The organism is Allobranchiibius huperziae (assembly GCF_013410455.1).
Taxonomy (GTDB): Bacteria; Actinomycetota; Actinomycetes; order Actinomycetales; family Dermatophilaceae; genus Allobranchiibius; species Allobranchiibius huperziae.
The window spans coordinates 1,597,723-1,617,647 of the sequence record NZ_JACCFW010000001.1 but is presented as its reverse complement, the minus strand read 5'-3'; the positions used below and the strand labels follow the sequence as shown (position 1 = coordinate 1,617,647).

General features: G+C 70.4%; 19 protein-coding genes. 5 read left to right on the top strand and 14 right to left on the bottom strand.

What is annotated here, in order from left to right:
• Positions 1 to 44: 44 nt before the first annotated feature.
• The 5 genes from scpB to HNR15_RS07675 form a co-directional block, all read right to left on the bottom strand.
• Complete coding sequence (gene scpB, locus HNR15_RS07695) at positions 45 to 692, bottom strand: SMC-Scp complex subunit ScpB (protein WP_179480528.1); 648 nt, start codon at positions 690 to 692, stop codon at positions 45 to 47.
• Positions 685 to 1,467, bottom strand: a complete 783-nt coding sequence (locus HNR15_RS07690; RefSeq protein WP_343048466.1) for a segregation and condensation protein A — start codon at positions 1,465 to 1,467, stop codon at positions 685 to 687. Before HNR15_RS07690 ends, scpB begins: the two co-directional genes overlap by 8 nt.
• Positions 1,468 to 1,630: 163 nt before the next feature.
• Positions 1,631 to 2,485 carry a ParA family protein gene (locus HNR15_RS07685; protein ID WP_233762203.1) on the bottom strand — a complete coding sequence of 285 codons (855 nt, stop codon included), beginning with the start codon at positions 2,483 to 2,485 and terminating at the stop codon, positions 1,631 to 1,633.
• A 101-nt stretch (positions 2,486 to 2,586) separates the two neighbouring features.
• A complete protein-coding gene (gene xerD / locus HNR15_RS07680; RefSeq protein ID WP_343048465.1) occupies positions 2,587 to 3,510 on the bottom strand; it encodes a site-specific tyrosine recombinase XerD in 924 nt (307 codons plus the stop codon).
• 67 nt (positions 3,511 to 3,577) lie between these two features.
• The gene (locus HNR15_RS07675) at positions 3,578 to 4,933 is read right to left on the bottom strand and encodes a ClC family H(+)/Cl(-) exchange transporter (RefSeq protein ID WP_179480524.1); all 1,356 of its coding nucleotides are present in this window, start codon (positions 4,931 to 4,933) and stop codon (positions 3,578 to 3,580) included.
• 28 nt (positions 4,934 to 4,961) lie between these two features.
• Between HNR15_RS07675 and HNR15_RS07670 the strand changes: the two genes are divergently transcribed.
• Positions 4,962 to 5,465 carry a MarR family transcriptional regulator gene (locus HNR15_RS07670; protein WP_179480522.1) on the top strand — a complete coding sequence of 168 codons (504 nt, stop codon included), beginning with the start codon at positions 4,962 to 4,964 and terminating at the stop codon, positions 5,463 to 5,465.
• Positions 5,466 to 5,468: 3 nt separating this feature from the next.
• Here HNR15_RS07670 and HNR15_RS07665 read toward each other — a convergent pair whose 3' ends face one another.
• A complete protein-coding gene (locus HNR15_RS07665; RefSeq protein WP_179480520.1) occupies positions 5,469 to 6,260 on the bottom strand; it encodes an SCO family protein in 792 nt (263 codons plus the stop codon).
• A 116-nt stretch (positions 6,261 to 6,376) separates the two neighbouring features.
• Here HNR15_RS07665 and HNR15_RS07660 point away from each other — a divergent pair, with 116 nt between their 5' ends.
• Positions 6,377 to 6,988, top strand: coding sequence for a hypothetical protein (locus HNR15_RS07660; protein WP_179480518.1), 612 nt, complete (start codon positions 6,377 to 6,379; stop codon positions 6,986 to 6,988).
• A 63-nt stretch (positions 6,989 to 7,051) separates the two neighbouring features.
• On the opposite strand, the gene hisS is transcribed toward HNR15_RS07660, so the two are convergent.
• Positions 7,052 to 8,374, bottom strand: a complete 1,323-nt coding sequence (hisS, locus tag HNR15_RS07655) for a histidine--tRNA ligase (RefSeq protein ID WP_179480516.1) — start codon at positions 8,372 to 8,374, stop codon at positions 7,052 to 7,054.
• A gap of 24 nt (positions 8,375 to 8,398) precedes the next feature.
• Positions 8,399 to 9,094: an MBL fold metallo-hydrolase gene (locus HNR15_RS07650; RefSeq protein WP_179480514.1), complete on the bottom strand. Its 696-nt coding sequence runs from the start codon at positions 9,092 to 9,094 to the stop codon at positions 8,399 to 8,401.
• 104 nt (positions 9,095 to 9,198) lie between these two features.
• Here HNR15_RS07650 and HNR15_RS07645 point away from each other — a divergent pair, with 104 nt between their 5' ends.
• Genes HNR15_RS07645 through HNR15_RS07635 form a run of 3 tightly spaced genes read left to right on the top strand, consistent with a single transcriptional unit; the run spans position 9,199 to position 12,583 of the window.
• Entirely contained in the window at positions 9,199 to 9,924 is a 726-nt protein-coding gene (locus HNR15_RS07645) for a peptidylprolyl isomerase (RefSeq protein ID WP_179480512.1), read from the top strand.
• Positions 9,921 to 11,300 (top strand): DUF349 domain-containing protein, encoded by a 1,380-nt coding sequence (locus tag HNR15_RS07640; protein ID WP_179480510.1) that lies wholly within the window; start codon positions 9,921 to 9,923, stop codon positions 11,298 to 11,300. The genes HNR15_RS07645 and HNR15_RS07640 overlap by 4 nt, the downstream gene beginning before the upstream one ends.
• Positions 11,300 to 12,583, top strand: a complete 1,284-nt coding sequence (locus HNR15_RS07635) for a M18 family aminopeptidase (protein ID WP_343048464.1) — start codon at positions 11,300 to 11,302, stop codon at positions 12,581 to 12,583. The genes HNR15_RS07640 and HNR15_RS07635 overlap by 1 nt, the downstream gene beginning before the upstream one ends.
• 68 nt (positions 12,584 to 12,651) lie before the next feature.
• Here the strand turns inward: HNR15_RS07635 and HNR15_RS07630 are convergent, their stop codons facing one another.
• The 6 genes from HNR15_RS07630 to HNR15_RS07605 are packed head-to-tail and all read right to left on the bottom strand — an operon-like array spanning position 12,652 to position 19,822.
• On the bottom strand, positions 12,652 to 13,188 hold the full coding sequence (locus HNR15_RS07630) for a GNAT family N-acetyltransferase (RefSeq protein ID WP_218883593.1): 537 nt from the start codon (positions 13,186 to 13,188) through the stop codon (positions 12,652 to 12,654).
• Positions 13,175 to 15,595: a RelA/SpoT family protein gene (locus HNR15_RS07625; RefSeq protein ID WP_179480508.1), complete on the bottom strand. Its 2,421-nt coding sequence runs from the start codon at positions 15,593 to 15,595 to the stop codon at positions 13,175 to 13,177. The genes HNR15_RS07630 and HNR15_RS07625 overlap by 14 nt, the downstream gene beginning before the upstream one ends.
• Positions 15,596 to 15,604: 9 nt before the next feature.
• A complete protein-coding gene (locus tag HNR15_RS07620) occupies positions 15,605 to 16,141 on the bottom strand; it encodes an adenine phosphoribosyltransferase (RefSeq protein WP_179480506.1) in 537 nt (178 codons plus the stop codon).
• The gene (gene secF, locus HNR15_RS07615) at positions 16,141 to 17,307 is read right to left on the bottom strand and encodes a protein translocase subunit SecF (protein WP_179480504.1); all 1,167 of its coding nucleotides are present in this window, start codon (positions 17,305 to 17,307) and stop codon (positions 16,141 to 16,143) included. Before secF ends, HNR15_RS07620 begins: the two co-directional genes overlap by 1 nt.
• Position 17,308: 1 nt before the next feature.
• Entirely contained in the window at positions 17,309 to 19,318 is a 2,010-nt protein-coding gene (gene secD, locus HNR15_RS07610; protein WP_343048463.1) for a protein translocase subunit SecD, read from the bottom strand.
• Positions 19,319 to 19,324: 6 nt separating this feature from the next.
• On the bottom strand, positions 19,325 to 19,822 hold the full coding sequence (locus HNR15_RS07605) for a preprotein translocase subunit YajC (RefSeq protein ID WP_179480502.1): 498 nt from the start codon (positions 19,820 to 19,822) through the stop codon (positions 19,325 to 19,327).
• Positions 19,823 to 19,925: the final 103 nt, after the last annotated feature.

Here is a 19,925-nt window from a genome sequence, read left to right as displayed (position 1 = left end):
AAGTATTCGGCGGAGCGCAGCGGGGGAGAAACTTCGTGGGGTGCTCATGCATGTCCTTCTTGGATCAGTTCTTCGATGACGTCGGCGTCGGGGAGGTAGGGCGCGAGGGCGGGCAACTCCTCCAGGGAGGTGAGACCGAGGCGCTGCAGGAAGTACGGCGTGGTGCCGTAGAGACCGGCACCGCCCTCCTCCGACTCGCCGATCTGGGCGATGAGCCCGCGGGTGAGCAGGGTGCGGACGACTCCGTCGACGTTGACCCCGCGTACGGCGCTGACGCGCGAACGGGAGATCGGCTGACGATAGGCGATCACGGCCAGGGTCTCCAATGACGCCTGCGTGAGCTTGGCCTGCTGGCCGCCCATGAGGAAGCGCTCGACCACCGGCGCGTAGTCGGCGCGGCTGTAGACGCGCCAGCCCCCGTTGATGCAACGGAGGGTGAAACCCCGGCTCTGCGCGGCGTACCCGGACTCCAACCGCTCCAGCACCTCGCGGATCTCCTCCACGGGAAGATGCAGTCCGTCGGCCAGCTCGTCCTCGGTCAAAGGCTGGTCCACGACCATCAGCACCGCCTCGACGGCGCCGGCGACCCCGCCCGGCAGCTCGCCCAGGTCCAGTTTCAGCTGCGCCTCGGCGTCCGGGACGTCGGGCTCCTGGACGTCGGGTGTGGCCATCTCGGGCTCCTGCTCACTCATCGTGCTCGTCGCCCTCTCCGGTCGGTTCGTCGAATTCGTCACTCACGTCCACCTCGCCGGTGCCCGTCCAACGCACCCGCAGCTCGCCCAGCGACTCGGGCTGGTCGAACGCGACGGCCGCTTCCTTGAACAGCTCCAGCAGGGCCAGGAACCGCGCCACGATCACGAGGGTCGAGTCCGCGTCGGCGACCAGTTCCGCAAACCCGAGCGTATGCCGTTCGCGCAGCATCGCCGACACGATGACGGCCTGCTCGCGCACGTTGACGGTGGGCGCGTGCAGGTGCGTGAGGCCGACGGTGGGCTCCGGACGCGGCGTCATCGCGCGCGCCGCGATACGTGCCAGCTGCTCGGGGCCCACGCCCATCACCAGCTCCGGCAGCAGCGCGGCGAACCGCTCCTCCAGACCCGCCTGGCGGGCCGTGATCCGCCCGGCGGTGGCCATCCGGTCGGCGAAGAACGCAGCGACATCCTTGAACGCGCGGTACTGCAGCAACCGCGCGAAGAGCAGGTCGCGCGCCTCGATGAGCGCGAGGTCCTCCTCGTCCTCGGCCGTGCCGCCGGGCAGCAGCCGCGAGGCCTTGAGGTCCAGCAGGGTCGCCGCGATGAGCAGGAACTCCGAGGCCTGGTCCAGATCCCACTCGGCCGCGCCGTCCTCGCGCACGGCCCGGATGTGGGCCACGAACTCGTCGGTGACCTGGGCCAGCGCGATCTCGGTGACGTCCAGCTGGTGCTTGGAGATCAGCCCCAGCAGCAGGTCGAACGGGCCTGAGAACACGTCGAGGTGCACCTCGAACGGTGTGCTCGCGGTCCGCCGGGTGAGGACCCCGCCCGGGGCCTGCGGCTGCCCGTTCCGCTCGGGAGCGACGGACCGAGGGGGCTCGGGAGGCGCAACGGGCCCAGTGGGCCCAGCAGGTCCGGTCGCGTCTGCGCCGGTCACGTCAGGCAGCGGCGCCGCGAGAGATGAGCTCGCGGGCCAACTGCCGGTAGGCCTCCGCGGCACCATGACCGGAGGCGTACCTGGTGATGGGCTCGGCGGCGAGGCTCGCGTCGGGGAACTTCACGGTGCGGTTGATCGCCGTGTGCAGCACGTCCTCGCCGAAGTGGTCGACCACGGAGCGCACCACGTCGCGGCTGTGCAGGGTCCGACCGTCGTACATCGTGGCGAGGATGCCGTCCAGGCGCAGGCTGGGGTTGAGCCGGTCGGTGACCTTGTCGATGGTCTCGATCAGCAGCGCCACCCCGCGCATCGCGAAGAACTCGCACTCCAGCGGGATGAGGACGCCGTGCGACGCGGTCAGCGCGTTGACGGTCAGCAGACCGAGTGAGGGCTGGCAGTCGATCAGGATGACGTCGTACTCGTCGGCGACGGGCCGCAGCACGCGGGAGAGCACCATCTCGCGGGCCACCTCACCGACCAGCTGCACCTCGGCGGCGGACAGGTCGATGTTGGCCGGCAGGACGTCCAGGCCGGGGGTGGTCGTCTGCTGGATGACGTCGTGCACGTCGTGACCACGCTCGACCAGCAGGTTGTAGACGGTGACGTCCAACTCGTTTGCACGCACCCCGAGGCCCACGCTGAGGGCGCCCTGCGGGTCGAAATCGACCAGGAGCACCTTGCGGCCGTATTCGGCCAGGGCGGCGCCCAGGTTGATGGTCGAGGTGGTCTTGCCGACCCCGCCCTTCTGGTTGCACATGGCGATGATGCGGGCCGGCCCATGCGCGGACAACGGGCGCGGGGCCGGGAAGGTCGGAAGGGGGCGGCCGGTCGGGCCCACCTTGTCTGTCGAACTCACGGCTGATCTGTGCTCTTCCGGGTAGGGCGTCGTACGGCTCGCGCCGATCGCGGTTCAACCTAACGCATGCCGCACCCACTGGTGCCGCCCGTCGCCGGTCGTCACCGTGCGCGGGGGTGGGCAGCGGCGAACACCTCCCGCAGCTGCTGCACCGAGACCATCGTGTAGATCTGCGTCGTGGTCACCGAGGCGTGGCCGAGCAGCTCCTGCACCACCCGCACGTCGGCGCCGCCCTCGAGCAGGTGCGTGGCGAAGGAGTGCCGCAGCGTGTGGGGGCTGATGTGCCCGCTCAGATCGGCGCGTTCGGCGCTGGCCTGCACGATGTTCCACACCGACTGGCGCGAGAGTCGGGTGCCGCGCTGCCCCACGAAGAGCGCGGGGGTGCCCTTTCCCGTCGCGACCAGCGCGGGACGTCCGCGCACCAGGTACGCCGTGAGCGCGTCCTTGGCGTAGCCGCCCAGCGGGATGATCCGTTCCTTGCTGCCCTTGCCGAAGACCCGCACCGCGTCGGTGTCCAACTCCAGGTCGTCCACGTCCAGTCCGGTGGCCTCGCTCACCCTGGCGCCGACGCCGTACAGCAGCTCCAGCAGTGCGCGGTCGCGCAGCGAGGCGGGGGTGTCGCCCACCGAGGCCGCCGCGAGCAGGCGTTCGACCTGGTCCAGCGGGATGGCCTTGGGAAGCCGCCGCGGCGGACGCGGCGGAGCCACCGCGGCGGCCGCGTCGGCGACGGTGTCCCCTTCCAGGGTCAGGAACCGGTGGAATCCGCGCACGGCCACCAGATTGCGTGCCGCGGACGACGCGGCCAGCGCCGGATGCTCGGCGGTGCCCTCGCGCAGGGTGGCGGAGTATTCCGCCACATCCGCCTCGGCGATCGCGGCGGGATCGGTGATGCCTCGGGCGGTGAGGTAGGCGACGTACCGGCGCAGATCCCGTTCGTACGCGCTCAGTGTGTGCTGGGAGACCCCGCGCTCGACCCGCAGGTGGTCCAGCCACCCGCGCACCGCCCGCTCGACCGCACCCGTCACGGTGCACCATTCAAGGTCATCCCGACCACGGCTCACGGCAGGCCGCGCCGCGATCGCGGCGCCGATGTCACCCGGCGATGGACGCCGGTCGGGCGTGCGAGCTGCTCGCGGCCTCCGCCGCGTTCTCCCGGGCGGCGGACGCCGACCGCCGGGTCAGCTGGTCGTAGATGGGTGCGCACCGCAGCGCCATGGCCACCAGCATCGCGATGGCGCACGCGCCCAGCATCGGGGCGAGCTGCGAGGTGGACCCGGTCATCTCCGTGGCGAGCACGATCCCGGTGACCGGCGCGCGCACCGTGGACGTGAAGAACGCCGCCATGCCGATCAGCGCGAGCCCGGCGGGCGCGAGCGTCGCGTGCGGCGCGACCGCGTGGCCGAGGAGCCCCACGAGCAGGCCGAGCTGCGAACCGAGCACCAGCATGGGCGCGAACAGACCACCCGGAGTCGCCGCGGCGTACGAGACGACACCCAGCGCGAATCGCACGGTGATCAGGCCGAGCACCGCGAGGACGGCTCCGTGGCCGAGCAGCGCTCGCTGGGTCAGGTTGTCGCCACCGCCCACCAGCGGGGTGGCCCACCAGCCGATCGCCCCCACTGCCGCACCGACGGCGAGGGCTCTCGCGACGACGGGGACGCGGCTGCGGTCCGCGATGCGCAGCCCTGCCATGACGGCGCCGTTGTAGGCCACGCCCAGCAAGCCGGCGGCCACCCCGAGTGTGACCACCGACGGTGCCTGGGCGAGGGTGGGCTCGCCGAGCGCAGGCACCCGGAAGTCGGTGGTCGTGGTGGCGTGCAGCACCAGGTGGGCGCCGGCGAAACCGGCGGCGGATGCGACCAGCGTGGCCAGGGTCGTCCGCGGGTCGAACCGCTTGACCAGTTCCTCCAGGACGAAGACGCCGCCCGCGATGGGCGCGTTGAACGCCGTCGCCAGACCCGCCGCCGCGCCGGCCGCGACGAGCACGCGCACGTCGCTGCGGCTTCGGCGGAGGACGGCGGCGACGATCACCGCGATGTTGCCGCCCATCTGCACGGAGGGGCCCTCCCGACCGAGCGCCAGACCCGAGCCGATGGAGAGCAGGCCTCCCACGTACTTCACCGGCAGGATCCGGAACCGCCCCGGCTCCGCCCTGCCCTCCACCACCGCCTCGACACGCGGGATGCCACTGCCTTCGGCGTGCGGTTCGACCCGGTGCACCAGCCAGGCCGCGGCCCCGGTGGCCGCGGCGCAGATCGCGACGACCAGGAGGAACCCGGGCACCTGCCAGCCGTGGGCCCATCGGACCAGGTCCACCCGACCGCGTCCCGCCGCGTCCAGCAGCAGCCCGAAGCTGCCCGCGACCAGACCGGTGAGCAGCCCGACCACCGCCGCTGCCGCCACGAAGGTCGGCTGCCCCTCCGCCGTCGCCTTCCGGATCGTCGCCATCACCCCTGCATTCTGCAATGATTGCAGTGTGCAACGAAATCAGCCCTCGTCGGACGAGCAGAGCGACCGGGACACCGAGGACTTCGTCAGTGCGCTTCTGACGGCCTCCAGGGCACTGGTCGGCGTGTCCGCACGGTCGCTCGCCGACGTCGAGGACACGGTGACCCCCACCCAGTTCCGTGCGCTCGTCGTACTCGCGGCGGACGGCGACGGCACCCTGAGTCGGCTGGCCGCACGTCTCGGTGTCAACGCATCCACGGCGCAGCGTCAGGTCGAGCGGCTGGTCCGAGACGGCCTGGTGGACCGGCGGGAGAATCCGCAGGACCGCCGCGAGGTCTCGATCGCACTGACGTCGCACGGATCCCGGTTGGTGGACGCGGTCACGAGCCGCCGCCGCGCGGCCATCGCCCGAATCGTGCGGGACATGCCCGACACCGACCGCGGGGCCCTCATCGCAGCGCTCGAGGCGTTCGCGACCGCTGCGGACGAGCCCACCGCCGGACCCGACCACGCCCACCGTCTCGGCTGGTGACGCTCAGGCCGAGGAACGACCGCTCACCCAGGCCAGCACCTTCTGCGCCTGGGCCTGCGTCCACGCCGTGGTCGATGCGGCCCCCAGGCCGCGCCGCCCGTCGGCGTCCATGAAGTCGTAGAGGGTCCGCGGGACGGTGCCCTTCGCGGCGTAGGGCGCGCCTTCCAGGACGAAGCGCTCGTGCCCGCGACCGTCGAGGAAGAACACCTCGTCGGAGTGCTGGACGTCGTAGGTCAGGGGTGCGTTCGTGCGCCAGTTGCGGGGAGCCGGGCCGGAGCCCTCGCCGACCTTCTGGCGCCATACGCCGAGGTAGTTCCACAGGGCGTTCACCGTCGATGCGGTGCCGGTCAGGGCCAGCCAGTTCCCCGGGGGTGTGACGAACAGGTTGCGGTAGGCCGCGAGTTGCGCAGCCGTGTCGCGCGCCGGGTCGACGGTGATGGAGAGGAACACCTCCCCCGATCCGCGGCCGGCGTCGTCCTCGGCTCGGACGGTCTGCACCAGCGTGGCGGTGTCGGCCGGGCAGGTCTCCTGGCACAGCGTCATGACGTCGGAGATCGCGACCGTCTTGCCCGCGAAGTCCGCCAACCGCACCGTGCGACCGTCGCTTGCGGTGAACCGCAGGTCGCGGATCGACGCCGGGAGCGCGCTGTCGAGCGGCGTCCCGATCCGGTCCATGGCGCTCGATGCCGGGGAATCGGACGCCTGGCTGTGGCCCGCACCCGATGCCTGCGCGGAGCATGCCGCCAGGCACACCACCGCGGCAACCGATGCCGCCACCGTCTTCAACCGCCCCACGCCCGCGATGGTGGCACCGCAACCTGAGCGGTTCCCGCACTAGGTTCGTCAGCACGCTGAGCCCGCGATCGACGAGGGCGGAGGCGACCGCGACCATCGAGACTGCGACGGAACCCATGAAGCTGTACGCCGACCGCCAGGACCGGTTGATCCGCCAGATCGTCTTCGACGCGCTGGTGGCGATCTGGGTGATCGCCTGGGCGCGCGCCGGGTGGGCGGTCTACCGGCACACCGTCGCCGCCAAGAGCGGCGCGCGGGACCTGTCGGCCGGCGGGGAACGGCTACGGACCCAGATGGGCAACGCCGCACGCGCCGTCGACGGGGTGCCGCTGGTCGGCGGCAAGCTCAAGGAGCCGTTCGTGCAGGCGCAAGGCGCGGGCAGCTCGATGACGAACGCCGGTCACCAGTTGGGCGACACGATCGAGACGCTCGGCCGGGTGCTGGGTTCTCTCACGGCGGGCATCCCGATCGCGATCGCGCTGTTGGTCTGGGCGCTCGTCCGCCTGCCCTACGTACGCCGCGCCTCCCGTGCCCGGTCGCTGACACGCACTCCCGGCGGGATGGACCTGCTGGCGTTCGACGCCCTGCGGTCGGCCACGCCGCGCGAGCTCGCAACCGTCGGCGACGAACCCGTCGACGGGTGGCGCCGCCGCGACCCGGAGACCATCGAGGCGCTCGCGCGGCTGCGGCTGCGCGCCCTCGGCCTGCAGCTGGAAGAACTGCCCTAGCAGCACTTTGGACATGCGCAGCGGGTCACAGATGACCCGGTGTGCATGTCCAAAAGCGAAGGCTCAGGGAAGCACGAGCGACGGACGAAGGTCCGCCTCCGGCGGCGACCAGGTGTCGCGGTCGGCGGGCACCTGGTCCCCGCTGCGGATGTCCTTCACCTCGTCGCCGTCCTCCGACGGGAACCACACGAACGGGATGCCCCGCCGGTCGGCGAACTGGATCTGCTTGCCGAACCGGGCGGCCTTCGGAGCCACCAGCGTCGCGATCCCCCGGGCCCGTAGCGCCGCGGCGACCCGCATGGAGTCCGAGCGGGACTCCTCGTCGGTCACCGCGACGAGGACTGCGGCGGGGGTCTCGCGCGACGCGGTCAGCCCGCCCTCGGAGATCAGCAGACCGAGCAGCCGGGACACCCCGATCGAGATGCCGACACCGGGGTAGGTGCGCTTGCCGTCGCTGGCCAGGGCGTCGTACCGGCCGCCGGAGCAGATGGAGCCGAAGTCCTCGTGGCCCTCGATGACCGTCTCGTAGACGGTGCCGGTGTAGTAGTCCAGACCGCGGGCGATCTTCAGCTCGGCGGACAGCACCCCCGGTGCGTGCTCGTTGCCGGCGTCCATGACCGCCGCGAGCTGGGCCAGGCCCTCGTCGAGCAAGGGGTGCTCCACACCGAGCGCACGCACCTGACCCACGAAGCTGCTGTCCGGTGTCGCGATCGCCGCGAGGTCCAGGCACTTGCCCGCCTGCTCCTCGCTGAGGCCGGCTGCCAGCAGGACCTTGCGCACGCCGTCCGCGCCGATCTTGTCCAGCTTGTCCACCGTCCGTAGCGTGCCCGCGACGTCCTCGATGCCCAGCCCGAGGTAGAACCCCTCGCAGATCTTGCGGTTGTTGACCTGGATCTTGTACGGCCCGATCGGCAGCCGGGAGAACGCGTCCGCGATCACCAGCGGCAGCTCGACCTCGTAGTGCCCGGGCAGCGTGTCGGCCTCGACGATGTCGATGTCGGCCTGGATGAACTCGCGGTAGCGGCCGCGCTGGGGCCGCTCGCCGCGCCACGCGGGCTGGATCTGGTACCGGCGGAACGGGAAGGTCAGCTTGCCGCCGTTCTCCAGCACGTACCGCGCGAACGGCACCGTGAGGTCGAAGTGCAGACCGAGCGCGGGCGTGCTGCCGTCGTCGCCCGCGAGCCGGCGTACGCCGTAGATCTCCTTGTCGGCGTCCTCCCCCTGATCGGACAGGCGCTCGACGGGTTCCAGCGCGCGGGTGTTGACCGAGGCGAACCCGTGCAACTCGAAGACCTCGCGGATGGTGTCGAGGAAGTGCTGCTCGACGATCCGCTGCGTCGGCAACCACTCCTGGAAGCCGCTGATGGGGGTGACTCTGCTCGCCATGAGGTGCGTGAACGTCCTTCTCGTCTAGAGGTTCTGCAAGTAGGGGTTGGTGGTGCGCTCCCGCGCCATCGTGCTGCCGGGTCCGTGCCCGGGCAGCACCAGCGTCTGGTCCGACAACGGGAGCACGACCTCCCGCAGCGACGTCGTCATCGCCTCGGAGGACCCGCCGGGCAGGTCGGTGCGCCCGATCGACCCGGCGAAGAGCACGTCGCCGGTGAGCATCGTCGTCGTGCAGGCGGCTTCGTCCGGTACGCCGTCCGGGATCCCGTCCACCCCGAACATCACCGAGCCCTCGGTGTGTCCCGGGGCGTGGAGCACGTCGAGCATAAGCCCGGCCAGGTCGAGCCGGGCGCCGCCGTCGACCTCGACGATGCGCGACGGTTCGCTCCAGGTCGCCGCCTTGCCGAACTGCTGCTCGAACATCGCCAGCACGCCCCCGTCGAGGGATCCGAGGGGATCCTTGAGCCGGTAGCGGTCCTCGCGGTGGATGTAGGCCCCGAGTTCCCCGCCGCACACGGGGGTCACGGAGTAGACATGGTCGACGTGCCCGTGGGTCAGGAGCACGGCGCTGGGCCGCAGCCGATGCTCGCGCAGCACCTCCGCCAGGGTGTCCGTGACACCGATCCCCGGGTCGACCACGATGCACTCCTGCCCCGGGCCGGTCGCCAGCACGTAGCAGTTGGTGCCGAACACGGCGGCGGGGAAGGCGAGAGCGAGCACCGCGCGAGCCTACCGACGGGCGGTCGGCCCCTTCTAATCCGTTGCCTACACTGCCGGAAGGCACCACCATCGGTGCCGGTTCGTGTCGAGGCGAGGAGGGGTGTGTGCGACGGTCACGTGGCGCGGTGATCTGCGCTGTCCTCGCAGCCGCCGGTACGACGAGCGCATGCGCCTCGCAGGCCGCCTCGGCCGGCGGCACGACCACGTCGTCCGCCTCCGCGACGTCTCTTGCGACGACCAGCCAGGGCACGTCCGTGTCGCTGCACTGCGGAGCCGCTCCGACCGGGCGTAGCGGCTCCCCCGCTCTGAAGCTGCCGGACAAGAGGATCGCCGCCGGCCGGACCTTCACCGCGACCATCCAGACGAACTGCGGCACCATCACCGCGTCGTTGTTCGGTGCGAAGGCGCCGCAGACCGTTGCTTCCTTCGTGACGCTGGCGAAGTCGTACTACACGAAGACCCCGTGTCACCGACTCACGACGTCCGGCATCTACGTGCTGCAGTGCGGCGATGCGACCGGGACGGGCAGCGGTGGTCCCGGTTACGCGTACGGCATCGAGAACGCCCCGGCGGACGCGATCTACCCGGCCGGCACGCTGGCGATGGCCCGCACGGAGGATCCGAACAGCAACGGCAGCCAGTTCTTCATGGTCTACCGGGAGAGCACGATCGATCCGTCGACCGGTGGATACAGCATCTTCGGGCGGATCACCTCGGGCCTGCCGATCCTGCAGGCTCTGGCGAAGAAGGGCGTCAACGGTGTGGGGGACGGTCCCCCGCTCCAGCACATCGGCATTCTGAAGATCACCGTCACCGAACAGAAGGCATGAGAGCCGTGTCAACGGACATCCCCAAGCCCCATCCCACTCCCGGCCCGCGCCCCGGCCCCAGGCCGGGCGCCCCCGCGGCGGGACCTGCCGCGGTGCAGCCCGTCGCGGTCGCCACCCCGGCGAGCAACGCCGCGTCGTTCGGCAGGGTCGCCGAGGACGGCACCGTCTTCGTGCGGACCCCCGACGGTGAGCGCGAGGTGGGCAGCTACCCGGATGCCACGCACGACGAGGCCCTGGCCTACTTCGCCCGCAAGTACGACGAACTCGCCGCCTCGGCGGCACTGCTCCTGCAGCGTGTGGTCCAGACCGACCTGACGGCGGGGGCGGGTGGCGAGCAGCTGAAGCACCTGCGCACCAGCGTGCGCGAAGCCAGGGTCGTCGGCGACCTGGCCGCCCTCGACGCCACCCTCGAGCAGATCGCCACGGCGTTGAAGGCTAAGGGTCAAGTGGAGGGCGAGCTTCGCGCCGCTGCGCGCGAAGTCGCGATGACGGCACGTGAGGCGCTCGTCGCCGAGGCCGAGAAGATCGCCGCGGTGCCCGAGCGCAGCATCCAGTGGAAGACCAGCACCGCGCGCATGCGCGAGCTGCTCGATGAGTGGAAGGTCGCGCAGCGCACCGGGGCTCGCCTGGAGAAGGCCGCCGAGAACGCCCTCTGGACCCGGTTCAGCGCGGCGCGCAACGGCTTCGACAAGGCCCGGCGTGCGCACTTCGCCGCCCTGGACGACGAACACACGCAGGCCAAGGCGCGCAAGCGTGAGCTGGTCGCCGAAGCGGAGAAGCTCTCGACCTCCACCGAGTGGGGTCCGACGGCAGGCGCTTTCAAGCGGCTGATGAGCGAGTGGAAGCGTGCGGGCCGCGCTGCCCGCTCCGACGACGACAAGCTCTGGGAGCGCTTCAAGGCCGCCCAGGACACCTTCTTCCACGCCAAGGACGAGGTGGTGGCGGCCGAGAACGTGGAGTTCGAGGCCAACCTGGTGGTCAAGGAGGGCCTGCTGAAGGAGGCCGAGGCGATCCTGCCGGTCAAGGATCTGGCCGCTGCGAAGGCCTCGCTGCGCGGCATCCAGCACCGCTGGGACGCCGCCGGCAAGGTGCCCCGCAAGGACATGGAACGGGTCGAAAAGGCGATGCGCCGGGTCGAGACCACCGTGCGGGACGCCGAGAACACCCGCTGGAAGAAGACCGACCCGGAGATCGCGGCCCGCGCCAACTCGATGGTCACCCAGCTGGAGCGCGCGGTCGCCGACCTGCAGGCCGATCTGGACAAGGCGACGGCCGCCGGCGACGAGCGCAAGGCCGCCGAGGTCCGGGAGTCTCTCACCGCGCGTCAGGCCTGGCTCGACCAGGCCCGTGGCGGCGCGGCGGAGTTCGGCGAATAGTGCCCGCGCTCACGGCCGCGGACGGCCTGGTCGATTACCTGAACGCGAGTCCGTCGCCGTTCCACGCCTGCGCCACCACGGCGGCCCGGCTGACGACGGCAGGCTTCGTGCAGCTGCACGAATCCGATACGTGGCCCACCGAGCCCGGTCGCTACCTCGTCGTGCGCGGCGGCTCCCTGGTCGCGTGGTCGACGGAGCACACGGCAGGAGCTGCGACGGCGTACCGGGTCGTGGGAGCCCACACCGACTCCCCCAACCTGCGCATCAAACCGCGCCCCGACCTCGCCCGCGCTGGCTGGCAGCTGCTCGGGGTCGAGGTGTACGGCGGCCCGCTGGTCTCCAGCTGGCTCGACCGTGACCTCGGGCTCTCGGGCCGGGTCGCGGTGCGCGACGGGTCCGGCGTGCGCGCCGAGCTCTTCCGCGACGACGATCCGGTGCTGCGGGTCTCGCGCCTCGCGATCCACCTCGACCGCAGCGTGCGTGAGGGCGAACAGCTGAACGCCCAACAGCATCTGGCACCGCACTGGGGCCTCGGGGAGACCCCCGGCGACTTCCAGGCCTACCTGGCGCACCAGGTCGGAGTCGATACCGCCGACGTGCTGGGTTGGGACGCGATGACGCACGACCTGCAGCCCGCCCGGGTCTTCGAGCGGGAGCGCGACCTGGTCGTCGGCGCCCGGATGGACAACCTGGCCACCTGCCATGCAGGCACCTCGGCGCTGGTAACGGCGCTGGAGCAGCCGACGGACGCTCTCGTGCCCGTCTTCGCGATGTTCGATCACGAAGAGGTCGGCAGCGTCTCCGAGCGCGGCGCAGCCAGTGTCTTCCTGCCCGTCGTGCTGGAGCGGATCACCGCCTCGCTCGGCGGCGACCGCCAGGACCACCTGCGGGCCCTCGCCGGCAGCGTCGTCGCCTCAGGAGACATGGCCCACGGCACCCACCCCCACTACGCCGATCGTCACGAACCGCAGCACCAGATCGCGGTCAACGGCGGCCCGGTGCTCAAGATCAACGCCAATCTGCGCTACGCCACCGACTCGATGGGCGCGGCGGCGTTCCGGCTCGCGTGCGAGCAGGCCGGCGTGCCCGTCCAGGAGTTCGTGACCCGCTCGGACCTGCCCTGCGGCTCGACGGTCGGGCCGGTCACCTCGGCCGGCACCGGTGTCAGCACCGTGGACTTCGGCGCCGCGACCATCTCGATGCACTCGGTGCGCGAACTGGTGGGTGCTGAAGACCAGCAGATGTACGCCGACGCGCTCGCAGCGTTCCTCTCCCCCGCCTGATCCACGGCGAGTGTCCGCAGATTTGTGCGGACGGGTGCACGGAAGTGCGGACAACCGCGGCGGGATGCTCAGCGCAGGTCGAGCACGTACATCATCTTGTCGAAGCGCCGACCCCCGGCGACGATGAAGTCGCCCAGCACGCCGTACCGGCGGAAGCCGACCGACTCGTAGAGGGACTGGGCGCGCACGTTGTCGTCGCGGAAGTCGACGGTGAGCTTCTCGACACCGGCTCGGCGGGCGGTCGCGACCAGTTCCCCGCACAGCCGGCGTCCGACGCCGGCGCCCTGCCAGGTGTCGCCGACGGCCAGCAGCGTCAGGTCCGCGTGCCGGGCGATGGTCGGGCGCGCGTAACGCTCCCAGTAACCGAAACCCGCGAGGTGCCCCTCATGGCGGGCCACGAGAAGCGCAGCGTCACCCTCGTCCGCCGTCGCGATCCGGGACAGCAGCGCCGCGACCTCGGCGCGCGGAGGCGGAGTCAGCCAACCGAGGGCGGCTCCGCGGGTGATCAGATCCCCCAGCAGTCGCGTGCTCTGATCGATCAGGGTTTCATCGAGTCCGCCGTCGGACAGGGACCGCACCGACAGGGCGGTGTCAGGTGGCGGCACGTGCGGCTTCCGTGTCGTCGGTGACCTGAGCGCCCTGAGTGTCGGGCGTGTCCTGCGGCCCCTCGTCGGCCGCCGCGTGCGAGGTCTCGTCAGTACGCCGATGCCCCGACCCGGTGATCCGGTAGACGTCGAAGACGCCGTCGATCCTGCGCACGGCCTGGATCACGTGGTTGAGGTGGCTGGGGTCGCCCATCTCGAAGGTGAACTTCGACAGCGCCACCCGGTTGCGACTGGTCGCGACACTTGCCGACAGGATGTTGACGTGCTGTTCGGACAGGACGCGCGTCACATCGGAGAGCAACGCGTTGCGATCCAGCGCCTCGACCTGCAGCTGCACCAGGAAGACGCTCGCTGCCGAGGGAGACCAGGCGACCGCCAGGATGCGCTCGGGCTGGTTGCGCAGCTGCTCGACGTTCTTGCAGTCGGTGCGGTGCACGGAGACCCCGTTGCCGGTGGTGACGAAACCCATGATGTCGTCGCCCGGCACCGGTGTGCAGCACCGCGCGAGCTTGACCCACACGTCGTCCGTCCCGACGACGGTGACACCGGGGTCGGTCTGCCGACGGCGTGCCGTGCCGTGCGGGGTGGTCGCCTCGGCGAGGTCCTCCGTCGTCGCCTCCTCGCCACCGAGCGACGAAAGCAGTTGACTCACCACGTGATCCGCGGACACATGACCGTCGCCGATGGCGGCGTAGAGCGTGTCGATGTCGTGATAGTGCAGCCCCGCGGCGACCTCGGTCAGCGAGTCGTGCGACATCAGGCGCTGCAGTCCGACGCCCTGCTTGCGCACGTTCTTGGCGAGGGCCTCCTTGCCGGACTCGATGGCCTCCTCGCGGCGTTCGCGGGAGAACCACTGCCGGATCTTGTTGCGGGCGCGCGGGCTCTTGACGAAGTTGAGCCAGTCGCGGCTGGGGCCGGCGCCGTCGGCCTTGGAGGTGAGCACCTCGACGACGTCGCCGTTCTCCAGCGGCGACTCCAGCGGCACGAGCCGGCCGTTGACCCGCCCGCCGATGGTGTGGTGACCGACCTCGGTGTGCACGGCGTACGCGAAGTCCACGGGCGTGGAGCCGGCCGGCAGCCCCATCACCTCGCCCTTGGGCGTGAAGACATAGACCTCGCGGCTGCCGACCTCGAAGCGCAGCGACTCCAGGAACTCCCCCGGGTCGCTGGTCTCCCGCTGCCACTCCAGCAACTGGCGCAGCCACGCCATGTCGTTGACCGGCCCGTCGCGGGTGTCGAGGGTCGCCCCGCCCGCCCCCGCTCGCGCGTCCTCCTTGTACTTCCAGTGCGCCGCGACGCCGTACTCCGCCCGGCGGTGCATCTGGTAGGTGCGGATCTGGATCTCGACCGGCTTGCCCTCGGGACCGATGACCGTCGTGTGCAGCGACTGGTACATGTTGAACTTTGGCATCGCGATGTAGTCCTTGAAGCGCCCGGGGACGGGGCTCCATCGCGTGTGCAGCGTGCCCAGCACCGCGTAGCAGTCGCGCACCGACTCCACCAGGACGCGGACCGCGACGAGGTCGTAGATCTCCTCGAAGTCGCGGCCGCGCACGATCATCTTCTGGTAGACGGAGTAGTAGTGCTTCGGTCGGCCGGTGACCGTGGCCTTGATCTTGGCCGAGCGCAGATCGGCGCTGACCTGCTCTCCCACGCCCTTGAGGTACTCCTCGCGCGCGGGCGCCCGGTCGGCCACCAGGCGGGCGATCTCGTCGTACACCTTGGGATAGAGCGTCGCGAAGGACAGGTCCTCCAGCTCCCACTTGATGGTGTTCATGCCCAGCCGGTGGGCGAGCGGCGCGAAGATCTCCAGCGTCTCGGTGGCCTTGCGCTGTGCCGATTCCACGGACACGTAGCGCCACGTGCGCGCGTTGTGCAGCCGGTCGGCGAGCTTGATGACCAGCACCCGGATGTCGCGGGCCATCGCCACGACCATCTTGCGCACGGTCTCGGCCTGCGCGGCGTCGCCGTACTTGACCTTGTCCAGCTTGGTGACCCCGTCGACGAGCATCGCGATCTCGGCGCCGAACTCGGTCTTCAGCTGGTCCAGCGAGTACTCCGTGTCCTCGACCGTGTCGTGCAGCAGCGCCGCCGCCAGGGTCGGGGGCGTCATGCCGAGCTCGGCGAGGATGGTCGCGACCGCGAGCGGGTGGGTGATGTAGGGGTCGCCGCTCTTGCGCAGCTGACCCTCGTGGCACCGCTCGGCCACGGCGTACGCGCGCTCGATGACCGACACGTCGGCCTTCGGGTGGGTGGTGCGCACGGTCCGCAGCAGCGGCTCCAACGCACGGTTGCTCCCGGAGCGCGGTCCGCTGAACCGCACGAGACGGGCGCGCACCCGCGAGGCAGCAGCGGATGCGGCTGCGGACGAGGGCGCCGCTGTGGCCCCGCCGTCCTCAGCACTCATGGACAGATCCTAGTCGTCGTCCACCGACACCAGGACGTGGACGTCGCGCTCGCCCAGAGCGTCGCGCCCGTGCAGGAACGCCAGCTCCATCAGCATCTGGATCCCGGTGACCTTGGCGCCCGTTCGCTCCAGCAGCGCGCACGCCGCGGCCGCGGTCCCACCGGTGGCGAGGACGTCGTCGATCACCAGGACCCGGTCACCCGCATCGACGGCGTCGGTGCTGATCTCGATGGTGGCGCTGCCGTACTCCAGGTCGTACTCCTGGCTCAGGGTCTCTCCGGGCAGCTTGCCCGCCTTGCGCACCGCCACGAAGGGCAGTCCCAGCGCGAGGGCGACCGGCGGCCCGATGATGAAACCGCGCGCCTCGACCCCGGCCACCGCGTCGACCCGACCTCTGAACCGCTCCGCGATGTCGTCGACGACCTGCTGGAACGCCGGGGCGTCCGCGAAGAGGGGCGTCAGATCCTTGAACGCGATGCCCGGCTTCGGGAAGTCGGGGATCTCCCGGGTGTGCTCCCGGAGCACCTGGCCGATATCGACCGGCATCAGTCCCTTTCGCTGTCGCGTACGGCGAGCGGGTGGACCTCGCGCTTGCGCACCCGCGTACGGCGTGCGGCGGCGGCCGCTTCGGCGCGCTCCGGCTCGACCACGCCCGAGATGTCCTCGCCCTGCAGGTGCTCGCCGGCCCCGGCACCGCCGGCCTCGGCGAGGACGGCCTGCTGGGAGCTCTGGAAGCTGTGCGCCCTGCGCTCCAGGTCGTGCATCTGCGGCTCCCGGGAGCGCAGCGACGCGAGCAGCGGGGTGGCGATGAAGATCGAGGAGTAGGTGCCGACCGCGATACCGATGAACAACGCCAGCGCCAGGTCGAGCAGCGTGCCCGGGCCGAGCACCGTGAAACCGACCACCAGCAGGGCCGCGATCGGCAGCAGGGCGACGACCGAGGTGTTGATCGAGCGCACCAGGGTCTGGTTGACCGCGTAGTTGGCGGCCTGGGTGTAGGTGCGCGACCCGGCCGCCAGCGCCTCGTCGGTGTTCTCCCGGACCTTGTCGAAGACCACCACGGTGTCGTAGATGGAGTACCCGAGGATCGTGAGGAAGCCGATGACCGTCGCCGGTGACACCTCGATGCCGACCAGGGCGTAGATACCGACCGTCAGCACCAGGTCGTGCACCAGCGCCACGAGTGCGGAGACCGCCATCTTCCAGGTGCGGAAGTAGACCCCGAGCAGCAGTGACACCAGCACCAGGAAGACGACCAGCGCCTGGACGGCCTTGTGGGTGACCTGCGATCCCCAGGACGGTCCGATGAACTGGCTGTCGACCGAGGTGGTCGGCACCTTGAACTCCTTGGCGACCGCCGTGGCGACCTTCTCGGTCGAGTTCGCCGTGTTGTTGCCGACCTTCTTGGAGTCGATGGTGATCGACTTGGCGCCGACCTTGCTGATCTCCAGGTTGGCCGAGGACCCCGTGACCGACGCCACCGCCTTCTGGGCGCGGGCGTCGTAGTTGGACAGGTTGGAGATGCCGGTGACCCGCACCTCCGAACCGCCCTTGAACTCCAGGCTGAGGTTGAGGCCGCGGCCGAAGAGGCCGACGAGGGCGAGTACGAGGAAGACCGCGCTGATCGCGTACCAGGTGCGTCGGCGGCCGACGATGTTCAGCTGCCGGCGACCGGTGTAGAGGTCGTTGCCGAACTGGGAGAAGCTCGCCATATCAGGCCTGCTTTCCAGCCGCGGCTGCGGCCTTGCGCTCGGCGATCGTGACCCGTCCGCGACCGGCGTACGTCACGCCGCGCGCACCCAGCCGCTCCGGGTCGAAACCGGACCACTTGTGCCCGTTGCCGAAGAACGACGTACGCGACAGCAGCGTGAGCACGGGGTGGGTGAACAGGAAGACCACCAGGATGTCGATGAGGGTGGTGAGGCCCAACGTGAAGGCGAAGGCCTTCACGTTGTCCTCGGAGAGGATGTAGAGCACGGCGGCGGCCAGGAAGTTGACCGCGTCGGAGACCAGGACGGTACGACGGGCGCGGGACCAGCCGGTCTGCACGGCCGCGCGCAGCGGCCTTCCTGATCTGACTTCGTCACGCACGCGTTCGAAGTAGACGATGAAGCTGTCGGCCGTGATACCGATCGCGACGATCAGACCGGTCACCCCGGCCATGGTGAGGCGCAGGTTGGAGGTGTAACCGAGCAGCGTGACCGCGCCGTACGTGATCACTGCGGAGGTGACCAGCGAGGCGATGGTGACCAGGCCGAGCAGCCGGTACTGCGCCAGGGAGTAGAGCACCACCAGGATCAGGCCGATGATGCCGGCGATGATGCCGTCACGCAGCTGCTGGGAGCCGAGCTGCGGGCTGACCTGACTGGAGGTCAGCTCGTTGAAGGAGAACGGCAACGCACCGAACTTCAGCTGGTTGGCCAGGGTCTTGGCACTGTTCTCGGTGAAGTTGCCGGTGATCTGCGCCTTGCCGCCGGTGATGGCGCCGTTGGTGTTCGACGGCGCGGAGATGACCAGGCCGTCGACCACGATTCCGAACTGGTTGCGCGGCGCCTGCAGACCGTTCAACCGCCCGGTCACCTTCGCGAACTCCGAGGAGCCCTTGCTGTTGAACGTCAAGTTGACCTCGTACTGGCCGGTGGTCACCCCCTGCTGGGTGGTGGCCTGGCCGAAGCTCGCGTCGGTGATCTGGCTGCCGGTCACCTCCGAGGGGCCCATCAGGTACTTCGTCGCCGGGGCCTGAGCACCGGAGATGGCCCTTCCGGTGTCGCACCCGACGGTCGGCTGGGAGGCCGGGATCTGCCGGGCGACCTGCTGCCACTGCGCGGCGGTCGGGCCGAGCCGGCTGTCGTTGTTGGAGCAGGAGTACGCGGTCAGCAACTGGCTGTAGGTCTCACCCTTGGTGGCCAGTCCGGAGGTGATCCAGTCGTTGCTGACGGTCCGGCTCTCCCACCCGGTGTCGCTGGCGCCCAGACCGTTCGTCGTGACGTTGCCACTCGAGTCGTACGGCGTCGGCAGGTTGCGCGCGGGGGTGGTCGACGAGGCACTGGCCTGCGGGGTGCTACTGGCGGTCGCGCTCGGCGACGTGCTCGATGCGGCCGGAGTGGAGGACGTGCTCGGGGTCGGGGTGGTCGTTGCCGCCCGGAACGCCTGCGGCAGAACGTCATTGGCCGTAGAGCTGCTGGAGCTGCTCGAGCTCGTGCCGGACGGCGTCGCCGTGCCCGAGGGGCTGGTCGACGACTTCGGCGTCGTGGAGCCCTTGGTGGTCGGGGCGGTGTACGGCGTGGGCAACGTGAAGGTCGGCGGGGTGTCCTGGGTGCTGTTGATGACCGCGCGGAAGAACAGCTGCGAGGACTGCGCCAGCGAATTCAGGGTCTCCTGGCTGGGGTTGCCCGGCAGCGAGACCTGGATGTTCTTCGCGCCCAGCCTGCTGACCTGGGCCTCGGAGACGCCGTTGCCGTTGACCCGCTCGCGGATGATGTCGACGGCCTGGTCGACCTGGCCGGTGGTGACGGTCTGGCCCTTTCCGACCGAGGGCTGCAGGACGATCTGGCGCCCGCCCTCGAGGTCCAGTCCGAGCTTCGGGCTCCATTGCCCGGCGGGGTTGCCCAATGCCGCACTCGCGCCGATCGCCGCGAAGAGCGCGATCACCAAGGCGGCGAGGAGGACGAGAGTACGGACGGGTCGTCCGCCCGGCGTCGTACGTCGTGTGCGTGTTGCCACCGGTGCTCAGGCCTCCGCGCGGGTGTCGTTGTGGTCATCGGGCGATCGGTCGGGTGATGCACCCGTCGGGCGATCGTCCTTCGTAGGCAACGCCTGGTCCGCTGCGGCGGGTTCCCCGGCACCCTTCGAGACTCCCGTCTCGAAGGTCGAGTCGGCGTCGGCTGCATCGGCTGCATCGGCTGCAGCAGCGTCGGTTGCGGGGGCGTCGGGCAGCAGCGCGGAGCGCGGCACGACCGCTCGGCGTACGAACTGCAGGTGCACGCCGGGGCTCACCTCGACGGTCGCGGTGCGCTCGTCCAGCGCGGACAGCGTGCCGAGCAGGCCGGAGGTGGTGCTCACGGGGGTGCCGATCTTCAGGCTCTCCTGCTGTTGCTGTGCCTGCCGGCGCTTGCGCCGGTTGGACACGAAGAGCAGGACACCGAGGAGGATGACCACCCCGATGAGGATGAACGTGCCATTGCTCGACCCGGAGTTACCGGAACTGGCTGCTGCAAGAGCGGGCATGGAACGGAACGTCCTTCGGGTCTCACGGTGCGACGGAGCCACGCCGGCCCGTCGTTGGATTGCCAGCGGCAGAGTCTAGGTCAGCTTGGGGGCTTCCCCAACC

What these genes read in the sequence shown, in the direction of transcription:
- scpB (WP_179480528.1), bottom strand. Translation starts at nt 692, where the DNA reads ATGAGTGAGCAGGAGCCCGAGATGGCCACACCCGACGTCCAGGAGCCC.
- HNR15_RS07675 (WP_179480524.1), bottom strand. Translation starts at nt 4,933, where the DNA reads ATGGCGACGATCCGGAAGGCGACGGCGGAGGGGCAGCCGACCTTCGTG.
- HNR15_RS07660 (WP_179480518.1), top strand. Translation starts at nt 6,377, where the DNA reads ATGAAGCTGTACGCCGACCGCCAGGACCGGTTGATCCGCCAGATCGTC.
- hisS (WP_179480516.1), bottom strand. Translation starts at nt 8,374, where the DNA reads ATGGCGAGCAGAGTCACCCCCATCAGCGGCTTCCAGGAGTGGTTGCCG.
- HNR15_RS07640 (WP_179480510.1), top strand. Translation starts at nt 9,921, where the DNA reads ATGAGAGCCGTGTCAACGGACATCCCCAAGCCCCATCCCACTCCCGGC.
- HNR15_RS07625 (WP_179480508.1), bottom strand. Translation starts at nt 15,595, where the DNA reads ATGAGTGCTGAGGACGGCGGGGCCACAGCGGCGCCCTCGTCCGCAGCC.
- HNR15_RS07620 (WP_179480506.1), bottom strand. Translation starts at nt 16,141, where the DNA reads ATGCCGGTCGATATCGGCCAGGTGCTCCGGGAGCACACCCGGGAGATC.
- secF (WP_179480504.1), bottom strand. Translation starts at nt 17,307, where the DNA reads ATGGCGAGCTTCTCCCAGTTCGGCAACGACCTCTACACCGGTCGCCGG.
- HNR15_RS07605 (WP_179480502.1), bottom strand. Translation starts at nt 19,822, where the DNA reads ATGCCCGCTCTTGCAGCAGCCAGTTCCGGTAACTCCGGGTCGAGCAAT.